This window comes from Sphingobium algorifonticola (genome assembly GCF_004005485.1).
In the GTDB taxonomy this organism is placed as follows: Bacteria; Pseudomonadota; Alphaproteobacteria; order Sphingomonadales; family Sphingomonadaceae; genus Sphingobium; species Sphingobium algorifonticola.
On the sequence record NZ_RZUL01000003.1, the window covers coordinates 90,203 to 103,688 of the forward strand.

Annotated in this window: 13 protein-coding genes and 1 tRNA gene; 12 read left to right on the plus strand and 2 right to left on the minus strand. The window is 61.7% G+C overall.

Annotation, left to right across the window (positions count from 1 at the left end; genetic code table 11):
- The first annotated feature begins 5 nt into the window (after nucleotides 1-5).
- The 8 genes from ENE74_RS09615 to ENE74_RS09650 all read left to right on the plus strand — a co-directional run bounded on the left by ENE74_RS09615 (nucleotide 6) and on the right by ENE74_RS09650 (nucleotide 8,604).
- Nucleotides 6-308, plus strand: coding sequence for an urease subunit gamma (locus tag ENE74_RS09615; RefSeq protein WP_127690734.1), 303 nt, complete (start codon nucleotides 6-8; stop codon nucleotides 306-308).
- Nucleotides 305-610 carry an urease subunit beta gene (locus ENE74_RS09620; RefSeq protein WP_127690735.1) on the plus strand — a complete coding sequence of 102 codons (306 nt, stop codon included), beginning with the start codon at nucleotides 305-307 and terminating at the stop codon, nucleotides 608-610. Before ENE74_RS09615 ends, ENE74_RS09620 begins: the two co-directional genes overlap by 4 nt.
- Entirely contained in the window at nucleotides 610-2,322 is a 1,713-nt protein-coding gene (gene ureC / locus ENE74_RS09625) for an urease subunit alpha (RefSeq protein WP_127690736.1), read from the plus strand. The genes ENE74_RS09620 and ureC overlap by 1 nt, the downstream gene beginning before the upstream one ends.
- A 137-nt stretch (nucleotides 2,323-2,459) precedes the next feature.
- Complete coding sequence (gene ureE / locus ENE74_RS09630) at nucleotides 2,460-2,990, plus strand: urease accessory protein UreE (RefSeq protein ID WP_127690737.1); 531 nt, start codon at nucleotides 2,460-2,462, stop codon at nucleotides 2,988-2,990.
- The gene (locus tag ENE74_RS09635; protein WP_241241931.1) at nucleotides 2,899-3,660 is read left to right on the plus strand and encodes an urease accessory protein UreF; all 762 of its coding nucleotides are present in this window, start codon (nucleotides 2,899-2,901) and stop codon (nucleotides 3,658-3,660) included. Before ureE ends, ENE74_RS09635 begins: the two co-directional genes overlap by 92 nt.
- A complete protein-coding gene (gene ureG, locus ENE74_RS09640; protein WP_127690738.1) occupies nucleotides 3,657-4,310 on the plus strand; it encodes an urease accessory protein UreG in 654 nt (217 codons plus the stop codon). The genes ENE74_RS09635 and ureG overlap by 4 nt, the downstream gene beginning before the upstream one ends.
- On the plus strand, nucleotides 4,307-7,672 hold the full coding sequence (locus ENE74_RS09645; protein WP_127690739.1) for a hybrid sensor histidine kinase/response regulator: 3,366 nt from the start codon (nucleotides 4,307-4,309) through the stop codon (nucleotides 7,670-7,672). The genes ureG and ENE74_RS09645 overlap by 4 nt, the downstream gene beginning before the upstream one ends.
- Nucleotides 7,669-8,604 (plus strand): response regulator transcription factor, encoded by a 936-nt coding sequence (locus ENE74_RS09650; RefSeq protein WP_127690740.1) that lies wholly within the window; start codon nucleotides 7,669-7,671, stop codon nucleotides 8,602-8,604. The genes ENE74_RS09645 and ENE74_RS09650 overlap by 4 nt, the downstream gene beginning before the upstream one ends.
- An 11-nt stretch (nucleotides 8,605-8,615) precedes the next feature.
- Here ENE74_RS09650 and ENE74_RS09655 read toward each other — a convergent pair.
- Nucleotides 8,616-8,691: transfer RNA gene (locus ENE74_RS09655), tRNA-Ala, on the minus strand.
- A gap of 119 nt (nucleotides 8,692-8,810) precedes the next feature.
- The gene (locus ENE74_RS09660) at nucleotides 8,811-9,149 is read right to left on the minus strand and encodes a TIGR02300 family protein (RefSeq protein WP_127690741.1); all 339 of its coding nucleotides are present in this window, start codon (nucleotides 9,147-9,149) and stop codon (nucleotides 8,811-8,813) included.
- Nucleotides 9,150-9,303: 154 nt separating this feature from the next.
- Here ENE74_RS09660 and aroA point away from each other — a divergent pair, with 154 nt between their 5' ends.
- The 4 genes from aroA (at nucleotide 9,304) to rpsA (ending at nucleotide 13,423) form a co-directional block, all read left to right on the plus strand.
- On the plus strand, nucleotides 9,304-10,644 hold the full coding sequence (aroA, locus tag ENE74_RS09665) for a 3-phosphoshikimate 1-carboxyvinyltransferase (protein WP_127690742.1): 1,341 nt from the start codon (nucleotides 9,304-9,306) through the stop codon (nucleotides 10,642-10,644).
- The gene (locus ENE74_RS09670) at nucleotides 10,641-10,901 is read left to right on the plus strand and encodes a CBU_0592 family membrane protein (RefSeq protein WP_127690743.1); all 261 of its coding nucleotides are present in this window, start codon (nucleotides 10,641-10,643) and stop codon (nucleotides 10,899-10,901) included. The genes aroA and ENE74_RS09670 overlap by 4 nt, the downstream gene beginning before the upstream one ends.
- Nucleotides 10,898-11,533: a (d)CMP kinase gene (cmk, locus tag ENE74_RS09675; protein ID WP_127690744.1), complete on the plus strand. Its 636-nt coding sequence runs from the start codon at nucleotides 10,898-10,900 to the stop codon at nucleotides 11,531-11,533. The genes ENE74_RS09670 and cmk overlap by 4 nt, the downstream gene beginning before the upstream one ends.
- Nucleotides 11,534-11,704: 171 nt before the next feature.
- Nucleotides 11,705-13,423, plus strand: a complete 1,719-nt coding sequence (gene rpsA, locus ENE74_RS09680) for a 30S ribosomal protein S1 (protein WP_127690745.1) — start codon at nucleotides 11,705-11,707, stop codon at nucleotides 13,421-13,423.
- The last annotated feature ends 63 nt before the right edge of the window (nucleotides 13,424-13,486 follow it).

Sequence of the window (13,486 nt, forward strand, 5' to 3'; positions counted from 1 at the left end):
TCCGCATGCAACTGACCGCCCGTGAAAAGGACAAGCTGCTCGTGGCAATGGCTGCGCTCGTGGCACGTCGACGGCTGGAGCGCGGGGTCAAGCTCAACCATCCCGAAGCCATCGCGCTCATCACCGATCATGTTGTGGAAGGGGCGCGGGACGGCCGCAGTGTTGCCGACCTGATGGCAAGCGGCGGCCATGTGCTGACCCGTGACCAGGTGATGGAAGGCATTGCCGAAATGATCCACGACATTCAGGTCGAAGCGACTTTTCCCGACGGGACCAAGCTTGTCACCGTACACAGGCCAATTCGGTGATCCCCGGAGAAATCCTGCCCGCTGAAGGCGATATCGCAATGAACGCCGGGCGCGCGGCGTTCACGCTTACCGTCGCCAACAGCGGTGACAGGCCTGTCCAGGTCGGCAGCCATTATCATTTTGCGGAAACGAACCCTGCGCTGCATTTCGACCGCGAGCGTGCCCGCGGATGTCGGCTGGATATCGCGCCGGGCACCGCCATCCGTTTCGAGCCTGGGCAGAGCCGTGACGTGCCGCTGATCCCCTACGACGGATCGCGTGTGGTCGTCGGTTTCCGCGGCGAGATCATGGGGGCACTCTGATGGCTTTCACGATGTCCCGCCGGTCCTATGCAGGGATGTTCGGGCCGACGGTGGGTGATCGCATCCGTTTGGGGGATTCTTCGCTCCTTATTCGCGTCGAGGAAGACCGCACGGTCTATGGCGAAGAAGTCAAGTTCGGCGGCGGCAAGGTCATCCGCGACGGAATGGGGCAGAGCCAACTGAGCCGCGCCCAGGGTGCGCCCGATACCGTCATCACCAATGCCGTCATCCTCGACCACTGGGGGATCATAAAGGCGGATATCGCCCTGCGCGACGGGCGGATCGCCGCGATCGGCAAGGCAGGCAACCCGGATATCCAGCCGGGCGTCGACATCGTGATCGGGCCGGGTACGGAGATCATTGCCGGAGAGGGACGCATCGTTACTGCAGGCGGCATAGATGCGCATATCCATTTTATTTGCCCTCAGCAGGTCGAGGAGGCGCTGAACGCCGGGATCACGACGATGATGGGCGGCGGCACCGGCCCGGCGCATGGCACGCTGGCCACCACATGCACACCGGGACCATGGCATATCGGGCGGATGCTCCAAAGCCTCGAAAGCCTGCCGATGAACTTCGGCCTGTTCGGCAAGGGCAATGCCAGCCGCCCCGATGCGTTGGTGGAAATGGTCCGCGCGGGCGCCTGCGGCCTCAAACTGCATGAGGACTGGGGAACGACACCCGCCGCCATCGACTGCTGCCTGTCGGTCGCCGACGACATGGATATTCAGGTGACGCTGCACACCGACACGCTGAACGAAAGCGGTTTCGTCGAAAGCACGATCGCGGCGTTCAAGGGGCGCACGATCCATGCCTTCCACACGGAGGGTGCAGGGGGCGGCCATGCGCCGGACATCATAAAGGTTGCTGGCCTGCCGAACGTTCTCCCCTCCTCCACCAATCCGACGCGGCCCTACACAGTCAACACGCTGGAAGAGCATCTCGACATGCTCATGGTGTGCCATCACCTCGATCCGCGCATTGCCGAAGACGTCGCTTTCGCCGAAAGCCGTATTCGCAAGGAAACGATCGCGGCGGAGGACATTCTTCACGATCTTGGCGCGTTTTCGATGATGTCATCGGACAGCCAGGCGATGGGGCGCGTGGGGGAAACGATCATCCGGTGCTGGCAGACGGCTGACAAGATGAAGCAACAGCGCGGCGCACTCGAGACAGACGATGCTGATGCCGACAATTTCCGAGCGAAACGCTACATCGCCAAATACACGATCAACCCGGCCATCGCCCACGGAATCAGTCACATCGTCGGTTCTATCGCCGTCGGCAAGCTCGCCGATCTCGTACTCTGGTCGCCGGCGTTCTTCGCGGTGAAGCCCGATATGGTGATCAAGGGCGGCAGTATCGCGACCGCACCCATGGGTGATCCCAACGCAAGCATCCCCACGCCGCAGCCGGTACATTATCGTCCGATGTTCGGCGCGATGGGCCGTGCGGGCGTGCTGTCATCGGTGCATTTTGTGTCCACGGCGGGCGTGGAAGAGCGTATCGACGAGACTCTGGGCCTGGAACGACCTTTGATGGCGGTACAGAATACGCGCGGTAGCATCAGCAAGGCTTCGATGATCCTGAACGATGCGATGCCGCATATCGAAGTGGACCCGGAGACATACGAGGTGCGCGCGGATGGCGAATTGTTGACATGCGAACCGGCGTCGGTGTTGCCCTTCGCACAGCGGTATTTTTTGTTTTGATGGGTTGCCCTTCTTTTTTCCGTCGTCATGCTGAATGTGTATCAGCATGCATCCCGCTCTCGGGTCGATGTTTCCAGGAAGCGAATTGGCCCCGAGCCAGGTGCAGAGTGACGTTTTGGGTAAGGTAGAACACAGAAATGCTGACCGCCCGTGACATCATCCCTCATGGCGAATGGAACCATGCCAACGCCTGCGACAGCGTGACGCTGGATTTCGATGCGCGGCACCGGCGGCGGTTTCATTATCACGGTGCGAATGGCACGCCCTTCCTGCTCGATCTCCCCCGCGCCGCAGTTCTTCAGAATGGAGACGGCCTGCGCCTGTCGGACGGCCGCATCATTGCCGTTCAAGCCGCAGACGAACCGCTGATGCAGGTGCGGGCGGACACCCCAGGCGCACTGTTGCGTCTTGCTTGGCATATCGGCAACCGGCACCTGCCTGCCGAAATCCACGCTGATCGCATTCTGCTGCGCGAGGATCATGTCATCCGTGCAATGCTGACAGGTCTTGGCGCCGTGGTGGAGACGGTGCTCGCCCCCTTCACGCCGGAACAGGGTGCCTATGCCGGTGGCGGTCATGACCATACGCACAGCCATGGCGATGACGATGACCATGGCCACGACCATCCACATGACCATGGCCATGGTCATCACAGCCATGCCCACTGATGCAGCACTGCACAAACTGCTCGCCTGGACATCACCATCCTACCCAGTGGGCGGGTTCACCTATAGCCATGGTCTGGAAACCGTCGTCGACAGCGGCCAGGTCAAAACGGCCGACGCTCTGGTCGCCTATATCGCGGCGGTACTGGCGCGTGGCGGCGGGTGGATTGACGCCGTGCTGTTCGTTCATGCCTATCGCGCGGCGGGCGACCCCGACGCCTTCGATGCCGTTGCCGAACTGGCGGCAGCCTTTCGCGGCAGCAGTGAAACTGCCTTGGAAAGCCGCCAGCAAGGCAAATCCTTCCTTATGGTGACACGCGCCGCCTGGCCCCATCCCGCACTTGACGCGTTTGCGCACCGCTGGAACGACCGGCCGATCGCGCATGTTGCCGCGATGGCGCTGGCAAGTGCGGTGCATGACGTACCGCTGGCGGCGGGGCTTCATGGCTGGCTCCATGCCACGGCGGCCAATCTGGTGTCGGCTGGCGTTCGCCTGGTCCCGCTTGGCCAGACGGACGGGCAACGCGCAACTGCGGCACTCTCGACATTGATGGAGGATATCGCCAGTTGCGCCATGACCACTTCGCTCGATGACGTCGGAACGGCTGCACCGTTGCTGGAACTGGCGTCGATCCATCATGAAACACTCTACACAAGGCTCTTTCGCTCATGACAGCCCATGCGTCCCACGGTCCCCTGCGTGTCGGTATCGGTGGCCCCGTCGGCTCCGGCAAGACGGCGCTGACCGATCGCCTGTGCAAGGCGATGCGCGACCATTATAATGTCGCGGCTATCACCAACGACATCTATACCCGCGAGGATGCGGAGTTTCTCACCCGGTCCGGTGCGCTCTCGCCTGACCGGATCATGGGTGTAGAGACAGGCGGCTGCCCGCACACGGCGATCCGCGAGGATGCGAGCATCAATCTGGCCGCTGTCGATCAGATGGTGACGCGCTTCCCCGGCCTTGAACTGATCTTCATAGAAAGCGGCGGCGACAATCTCGCCGCGACATTCAGCCCTGAACTTGCCGACATCACCATCTATGTCATTGATGTTTCGGCGGGCGACAAGATACCCCGCAAGGGTGGTCCCGGCATAACCCGCTCCGACCTGCTGATCATCAACAAGATCGACCTTGCGCCCATAGTGGGCGCGAGTTTGGATGTCATGGATCGCGACGCGCGCAAAATGCGGGGAGAGCGTCCATTTCTCTTCACCAACATGAAGGAAGCGGTCGGGTTGGATGGCATCGTGGCTTTCATCATTGCCACCGGCGGCTTGCCCGCTGATCGGGGCATCGGACCAGCCGGGACCCGATGACGACACCTGATTATGTCCTGCGCGAAAAGCGGCTCTACAATAAATGGGTCGCGAGCGAGACGCTGGAAGACTATGCGCTGCGCTATACCGCCGATAGCGCCCGGCGCTGGTCGGCCGCGCAAGTCGCTAATACCGCCATCGGCGCGATGGCCTTTCTCGCCTGCGAGGCGATCGGCGCGTCGATCACATTGGCTTATGGCTTTGCAAACAGCGTTGCTGCCATCGCGGCGGCGGTCGTCGTCATGTTCGTCATTGGTCTGCCGATCGCCTATCATGCCGCGAAACATGGCCTCGATATCGATCTTCTGACCCGCGGGGCGGGCTTTGGTTATCTGGGATCGACGATCACCTCGCTGATCTACGCATCGTTTACATTCCTTCTCTTTTCGGTCGAGGCGATGATCATGGCGGTCGCGCTGGGGGCGATGACAGGTTTGCCGATGAGCATCACCTATCTCGTCAGCGCCCTGATGGTCATTCCCATAGCCCTCTACGGCATGCGCGCGATCACGCGGTTTCAAGGGCTGACGCAAGCTATCTGGATCGTGCTGCAGGCTGCGCCCATCGTCTATATTCTCTGGTTGGGCGAACCCGCGCTGGCACAATGGCGGCAGTTTACTGGGCAATTTGGCGCTTCGGATGGCAGCGTGACTCTGCTCTACTTCGGCTTTGCCTTCTCTACATTGCTGTCGCTGCTGCCGCAGATCGGCGAACAGGCGGACTATTTGCGGTTTCTGCCCGCTGCCTCGCATGTGGGCAGGGGCCGGTGGTGGACCGCGGTTGTGGTCAGCGGTCCGGGCTGGACAGTGATCGCCGGTATCAAGCTTCTGCTCGGCTCCTATCTCGCCCATTATCTGCTGAACAGTGCCGCTACCATCGATCAGGCGGCCAGTCCGACCGACATGTTCCGGGCCATATTTGCCGAGATGTCGGGCAGCCCGAGCGTGGCTCTGATATTGACCGGCGTTTTCGTCATTGTCTGCCAGCTCAAGATCAATGTCACAAACGCCTATGCCGGGTCGATCGCCTGGTCCAATTTCTTCGCCAGGCTGACGCACAGCCATCCGGGTCGTGTCGTGTGGCTGCTGTTCAACGTGTTGCTGGCGCTGCTGCTCATGGAAATCGGCATATTCGATGCCATCGGGGCAATTTTGATGCTTTATGCCACTGCGGCGGCTGGCTGGATAGGTGCGCTGGCGGCGGATCTCATGATTTCCAAGCCATTGCGGCTATCGCCCGCAGGCATAGAGTTCAAGCGTGCCCATCTTTATGACATCAATCCGGTCGGGGTGGGTGCCATGGGCATTTCGTTGGCGGCGTCGGCCGTTGCCTATTTCGGCCTTTTTGGTCCGGTAGCACAGGCCTTCTCGCCCGCTATCGGCCTTGCCGTGGCCTTTATCGGCGCCCCGGCCATCGCCTTGGTAACGCGCGGGCGCCATTATATTGCCCGGACATCGCAACTGCCGGAGGGGGAGCCCGCTCTGGTCTGCGTGATCTGCGAGAATCGCTTTCAGCGCGTCGATATGGCGCACTGCCCTATGTATGCGGCGCTGATCTGCTCCCTGTGTTGCACGCTGGAGGCGCGCTGCCATGATCGATGCAAGGACAAGAGCCGCGCGACGCAACAGATCGCACAATGGATGGAGAACGCGCTGCCGCGACCGATAGCACGGCATGTCCACACGCCGGTTGGCCATTTCATAGTCGTATTCGGCGTGATCCTAGCCGCTAATGCCATCGTCATCGGCGGCATCTACTGGCAGTTCGCGCGGCAATCGCCGGAGATCGCAACACGGATCGCCGACATTCTGGTTGGCGTCTTCGTCGTCTTTTCCTTGTTCGGTGGCGTCATTGCATGGGTGATCGTGCTTGCGCACCAGAGCCGCCGTGCAGCGATGCGCGAAAGCGAGCATCATGTGCAGAAGCTGGTGGAAGAGGTGGCTGCACATGATGTGACGGGCGCAGCGCTGCAAACGGCCAAGGACGTGGCCGAGGCCGCGAACGCCGCCAAGAGTCGCTATCTGGTCAGCGTCAGCCACGAAATTCGTTCGCCGCTCAATTCCATCTACGGCTACGCGCAATTGATGGAGCGCGGGAACGACGTCGCCCCGATCGAAGCTTCAAAGGTCATCCGGCGCAGCGCCGAGCACCTCACCAACCTCGTCGAGGGCTTGCTCGACATATCGCAGGTTGAAAGCGGCATCTTGCGAATCAGCAACGATACCGTGCGATTGCGCTCGTTTCTCGATCAGATCGCCAACATGTTCCGGCCGCAGGCGCAGAGCAAAGGCATTACCTTCACTTACGAACGACCGGACACCCTCCCGGAGTTCGTCCGTACCGACCAGAAACGCCTGCGCCAGATCCTTATCAACGTACTCTCCAACGCCATCAAGTTCACCCATGCCGGCGACGTCCGGTTTACCGTCAGCTATCGCAGCCAGATGGCGACCATAACGATTGCCGACAGCGGCGTCGGCATCGCGCGGGAGGATATGGACCGTATTTTCGAACCGTTCGAGCGGGGCAATAATCCCCATGCGAACAGCCAGCAGGGCATCGGTCTGGGCCTGTCGATCACACACGCCCTGGTTCGCATCATGGGGGGTGAGATTACGGTCGAGAGCACGCCCGGCATAGGGACGACATTCACCATTCGTCTCATGCTTGGCGAAGTCGCCGGCACAGTGGGCGACACCGCCGCCGTCGATGCCATCACCGGTTATGAAGGGCCAACTCGATCGATACTGCTGATCGATGATGATCCTGCGCAGATCGCCGTGCTGACCAGTCTGCTCACACCGCTGGGCTTTGCAGTGGATTCGGCCCTGGATGGCGACAGCGGGCTTGCGCTTGCCGCAACGACGATGCCCGATCTTGTGCTGCTCGATATCAGCATGCCTGGCAAATCGGGGTGGGAGGTCGCCCGCATCCTGCGCCAGCGCCACGATCGGGCGTTGCGGATCGTCATGGTGTCGGCCGACGCCCACGAGTTCAAACGCGGCGGTGATGGCGCCGCCGCGCACGACATGTTTCTGATGAAGCCAGTCGAGTTGACGGCCTTGCTGGACACGGTGGCGATGCAACTGGACCTGCGCTGGATCGGCGATGCGCAAAGCCCGCCGGAAACGGCTGTGGACGCCTATAGCGCCACCCTGCCTGACCTGCCGCCCGCCGCGATGCCCTATCTCGCCCGCATCGCCCACCATGTACGGATCGGCCATGTCCGTGGCATAGAGGGCGAAATCCGCGCGCTCGAAGCCGCTGTGCCCGAAGCGCATCGGCTTGCATCGCATTTGCTTGCCTGCCTCGATCGGTTCGATTTGAACGGGCTCGCAGCGGCAATAAGGACCAGCCAATGACGCCCCCTGCCCCCCGCGACCCCGTTCGTGAAACGATCTTGGTGGTGGACGACACACCCGAATCATTGCGCTTTCTGACAGACATGCTCGACAGCGCGGGGATGACCGTGCTGATCGCTACCACGGGCGAGGCGGCGATCGATCTGCTAGATCATATCATGCCGGACCTCATTTTGATGGACGCGGTCATGCCCGGCATAGGCGGTTTCGAGACGACACGTCGCATCAAGCGGCACAGCCACTGGGCGCATATTCCCGTCATCTTCATGACCGGTCTGACCGACAGCGAGCATGTTGTTCATGCGCTGGATGCAGGGGGCGTGGACTATGTGCGCAAGCCGATCATTGTGGAAGAATTGCTGGCCCGTGTGCGCGTCCATCTCGCCAATGCGCGAATCACCCAGGGGAGCCAGGCGGCGCTGGATGCCACCGGGCGACATCTGATGTCGGTCGATGCGGACGGTCGCCTGCTATGGCTTACTCCGCAAGCCGAAAGCCTGCTGCGTACCATGGCACCCGAATGGACACGCGACGCGGACGCATTACCTGTGTTGCTGCATACGCCCGTCCAGAGGCTTCTTGCCGATGGCGACAGGCCCGGTCATGCGGTACGCATCGATATGCCGCAAACCGGCTCCACGCTCGAACTGGTTGTGGTGACGCGCTATCGTGATGCTGAAACCTTGGTGCGGCTCAACGACATAAACCCCGAAGCCGACGTCGCGCGCCTCCAGAGCGTTCACGCACTGACCCAGCGGGAGGCGGAAGTTCTGCTGTGGATCAGCTATGGCAAGCCCAATCGCGTCATCAGCGAAATCTTGTCGATCAGCCCGCGGACCGTGAACAAGCATTTGGAGCAGATATTCGAGAAGCTTGGCGTCGAAACGCGTTCGGCCGCAGCAGCCTTTGCCGTGCGGACGATATCCCAATAACGATGTTGTGATGGTGGAGCCTAGCGGGATCGAACCGCTGACCTCCTGCATGCCATGCAGGCGCTCTCCCAGCTGAGCTAAGGCCCCATATCATCATGCGCCGAGCGGGTTCCGGCGCATTATTTGCGATGTTTAGCGCGGTAAAGAGTACCGCTCGCATCGCGAGGCGCTGCCTTTAGGCGAGCAGCGCCCCTCTTTGCAAGTGCTTAATTGTCGTCCTCGCCATCATCGGTGCCGGCTTCGACGCCCAGATCATCGTCGCCGCCCAGATCGACATCATTGTCGGGCGAATCACCGTCTTCGTCGACGTCCAGATCGATGTCGAGATCATCGTCCACCGCTTCGATCGCCCCGTCTGCAGTCTCGACCACCTTCTTGGGCACCACTTCCTCATAAGGCAGCGGCTGCTTGGATTTCAGCACCGGCTCGGGATCCCATTGATTGCCGCAATTGATGCAGACAACCGGGTTTTCCTTGCCCAGATCATAGAAGCGCGTCGCGCATTTCGGGCAGGTCCGTTTCGTGCCCCATTCAGGCTTCACCATGTGCCGCCGTCCATCCTTCAATATGAATCACAGAAATAACAAGAGCGCGCGACAGCGGGGCTGCGCGCGAAGCGACGGGGCATTGCCATAGCATTGTCGCGCTGTCAAAAGCCGGGGCGCATTTTTTGGTCCTTTTTGTCACGTTCGGATTGCCATGCCTGCCCACAACGACGCGCCTACGCCTGCAACATTCACCGCCGCCCCTGCGCTTTCGGGCACGATCACGGTGCCGGGCGACAAGAGCATTTCGCATCGGTCGCTGATGCTTTCCGCCCTCGCCATCGGGGAAAGCCGGGTCGAAGGATTGCTGGAAGGCGAGGATGTGCTGGCGACCGCTGACGCCATGCGCGCCATGGGGGCGGACATCGTGCGCGATGCCGATGGCACTTGGCATGTTCACGGCGTTGGTGTGGGATGCCTGCTCCAGCCGCAAGTCGCGCTGGACATGGGCAACAGCGGCACGTCCACCCGCCTCCTGATGGGCCTCATTGCCAGCCATGCGCTGACTGCCACCTTCGTCGGCGATGCGTCGCTCAGCCGGCGACCCATGGGCCGTGTGATCGATCCGCTATCGAATATGGGTGCCGCGTTCACCGCGTCACCGGGCGGACGATTGCCGCTCACCTTGCGCGGGATCTGCCCGGCCGTGCCTATCGAATATCGCCTGCCCGTCGCCTCGGCTCAGGTGAAGTCCGCACTATTGCTTGCCGGTCTCAACACGCCCGGCATCACCCGCGTGATCGAGCCGGTCGCCACCCGCGATCATAGCGAGCGCATGTTGCGGGGTTTCGGCGCCGATCTGACGGTCGACATCGACAATGACGGGGCACGCGTCATTTCCATCCGTGGCGAAGCCATGCTGCAACCGCAAAATATCGTCGTGCCTGGCGATCCGTCGTCGGCTGCCTTCCCCATGGTCGCCGCGCTGTTGGTGCCGGGATCGCAGGTGACGATCCGCAACGTCGGTCTTAACCCCACACGTGCGGGTCTGGTCGATTTGCTGCGTGAAATGGGCGGCGACATCGCAATTATTCGCCCGCGCGATGTCGGAGGCGAACCGGTCGGCGATCTGGTCGTAACGGCCTCGCGGCTGAGCGGCATCGACCCGGACCCGGCGCGTGCGCCGAGCATGATCGACGAGTATCCCATAGCCTTCGTTGCCGCTGCCCTTGCGCACGGACGCAGCGTGTTTCGCGGACTGGAGGAACTGCGCGTCAAGGAATCGGATCGCCTGACGACGATGGCCATCGGGCTGCGCGCGATCGGCGCACAAGTGGAGGAGACCGAGGATGGTCTCATCATCGAAGGCACCGGCGGTGAACCGCTCAGCGGCGGCGGGCCGGTCGCAACCCTGCTCGACCATCGCATCGCGATGAGCTTCGCCATAGCAGGCCTCGTTTCGCGGGGCGGCGTGACCGTAGACGACATGCGCCCGGTGGCGACGAGCTTTCCCGGCTTCGTCGATCTGCTGAAGGCGATGGGTGCCATGGAATGACCCCCCTGCTCTCCCCCGTCGCTGCCGATATCGTCGGCCTGATCGGCAGCGGCCTGATGGTCATCGCTTATGCCTATTCCAATATGGTCGCGAAGATGAACTTCCTTATATTCAATCTGCTCAACCTGATCGGATCGCTCCTTTTGATCATGTCGCTTACCGTCCATTTCAACATGGCGTCGATGGCGCTGGAAATCGTGTGGGCGGCAATTGCCTTGCTCGGGCTGGTGAAAGTCATGCGCGGGGCAAAGGCATGATCATAGCCGTCGATGGACCCGCCGCATCGGGCAAGGGTACTATCGCCAAGGCGCTGGCGGCGCATTACGGCTTGCCATGCCTTGATACCGGCCTGCTCTACCGGGCTGTCGGGCTGGCTGTCCTCAAGCGCGGCGGCGATCCCGATCGCGAAGCCGACGCCCTGGCGGCCTGTGATTTCGACGATGCGATCCTTGCCGAACCGGCGCTGCGCAGCGAAGCGGTCGGATCGCTTGCTTCCCGCGTTTCGGTGCATCCGAGCGTCCGGGCCGCGCTGGTTTCGCGCCAGCGGGATTTCGCGACGCAGCCTGGGGGCGCCATACTGGATGGGCGGGACATCGCCACCGTGATTGCACCCGATGCGGATGCCAAGCTGTTCGTGACCGCCAGCGTCGCCGTGCGGGCGCAGCGGCGCTATTCGGACGCGCAGGCACAGGGGGCACGTCCCGATATGGACAGCCTGATCGCCGATATACAAGCCCGCGATACGCGGGATATGAGCCGCGATCATGCCCCGCTTCGCGTCGCGGAAGGCGCGGACTTGCTAGATACCAGCGATTTGACTATAGACGCGGCCGTCCGACAGGCGATTGCGCTGGTGGACGCTCAACTGGACCGTCACCGTAAAGGCTGACGCGCGCGGCGCCCGGCAACAGCCCGGTGCCCTTTTCGCTTGTCTCGGCTGTGCGTTTCCTTCGTTTTTGCAGGAAGGATGCCTTTGAAACATGGGGTTTCAGGGGCAGTTTGGCCAAAGACCACCGGAGACAACCGGTTGGCCAGCAACGACAAACGAAGGACTATTCATATGGCCTCTACGGCATTTCCGTCGCGCGATGATTTCGCTGCGATGCTCAACGATTCCCTGGGTGGCGAAGACGGCGGCTTTGAAGGCCGCGTCGTAAAGGGCACCGTCACCGCCATCGAAAACGACCTCGCCGTCGTTGACGTCGGCCTCAAGAGCGAAGGCCGTGTCCCGCTGCGCGAGTTTGCGATGCCGGGCCAGAAGGCCGACATCAAGGTTGGCGATGAAGTCGAAGTCTATGTCGATCGCGTCGAAAACGCGCATGGCGACGCCATGCTCAGCCGCGACCGCGCGCGTCGCGAAGCGGCATGGGACAAGCTGGAAAGCGAGTTTTCCGAAAATGCCCGTGTCGAAGGCGTTATCTTCGGCCGCGTCAAGGGTGGCTTCACGGTCGATCTCGACGGTGCCGTAGCCTTCCTGCCGGGCAGCCAGGTCGATATCCGTCCCGTGCGCGACGTTACCCCGCTGATGGACATTCCGCAGCCTTTCCAGATCCTGAAGATGGATCGCCGCCGCGGCAACATCGTCGTGTCGCGTCGCGCCATATTGGAAGAAACCCGCGCCGAACAGCGCACCGGCCTCATCCAGACGCTGACCGAAGGCCAGATCATCGAAGGCGTGGTGAAGAACATCACCGATTACGGCGCGTTCGTCGATCTGGGCGGCATCGATGGTCTGCTGCACGTCACCGACCTCAGCTACAAGCGCATCAACCACCCCAACGAAATGATCAACATCGGCGATACCGTCCGCGTGCAGATCATCCGCATCAACCGCGACACGCAGCGCATTTCGCTTGGCATGAAGCAGCTTGAAAGCGATCCGTGGGAAGGTGCGATGGCGAAATATCCGGTCGGCGCAAAGCTCTCCGGTCGTGTCACCAACATCACCGAATATGGTGCGTTCGTGGAACTGGAAGCAGGCATCGAAGGCCTCGTCCACGTCTCCGAAATGTCGTGGACCAAGAAGAACGTGCATCCCGGCAAGATCGTTTCGACCAGCCAGGAAGTCGAAGTTCTGGTTCTCGAAGTTGACAGCGAAAAGCGCCGCATCAGCCTGGGCCTCAAGCAGGCGCAGTCGAACCCCTGGGAAGCCTTTGCGGACAAGCATCCGGTTGGTTCCGTGGTTGAGGGCGAAGTCAAGAACGCGACCGAGTTCGGTCTGTTCATTGGCCTCGACGGGGACGTCGACGGCATGGTCCACATGTCCGACATCGCCTGGGGCATATCCGGCGAGGACGCGCTGGCGCTGCATCGCAAGGGCGAGGCCGTGCAGGCGATCGTTCTCGACATCGACGTCGAAAAGGAACGTATCAGCCTTGGCATGAAGCAGCTTGAAAAGGGCGCCCCTGCCGTCGGCAGCAGCGGTACGGCTTCCGCCGCGTCGGGCCTGAACAAGAATGCGATCGTGACGGTCACGGTTCTCGAAGTGCGTGACGGCGGCCTCGAAGTGCAGGCTGGCGAAGATGGTGCAACCGGCTTCATCAAGCGCAGCGACCTTGGCCGCGACCGCGATGAGCAGCGCCCCGAACGCTTCCAGCCGGGTCAGAAGTTCGATGCGATGGTCATCGGCTTCGACCGCGCGAAGAAGCCCAACTTCTCCGTCAAGGCGATGCAGATCGCCGAAGAGAAGCAGGCGGTCGCGCAATATGGTTCGTCGGACAGCGGCGCATCGCTGGGCGACATCCTGGGCGAGGCGCTCAAGGCGAAGAACGAAGGCTGATTTTTGAGGCCTGCGATCGGCGCGCCTGTAGGGCGCTACGACCGTGAAGCGAAAGGCGGCGCG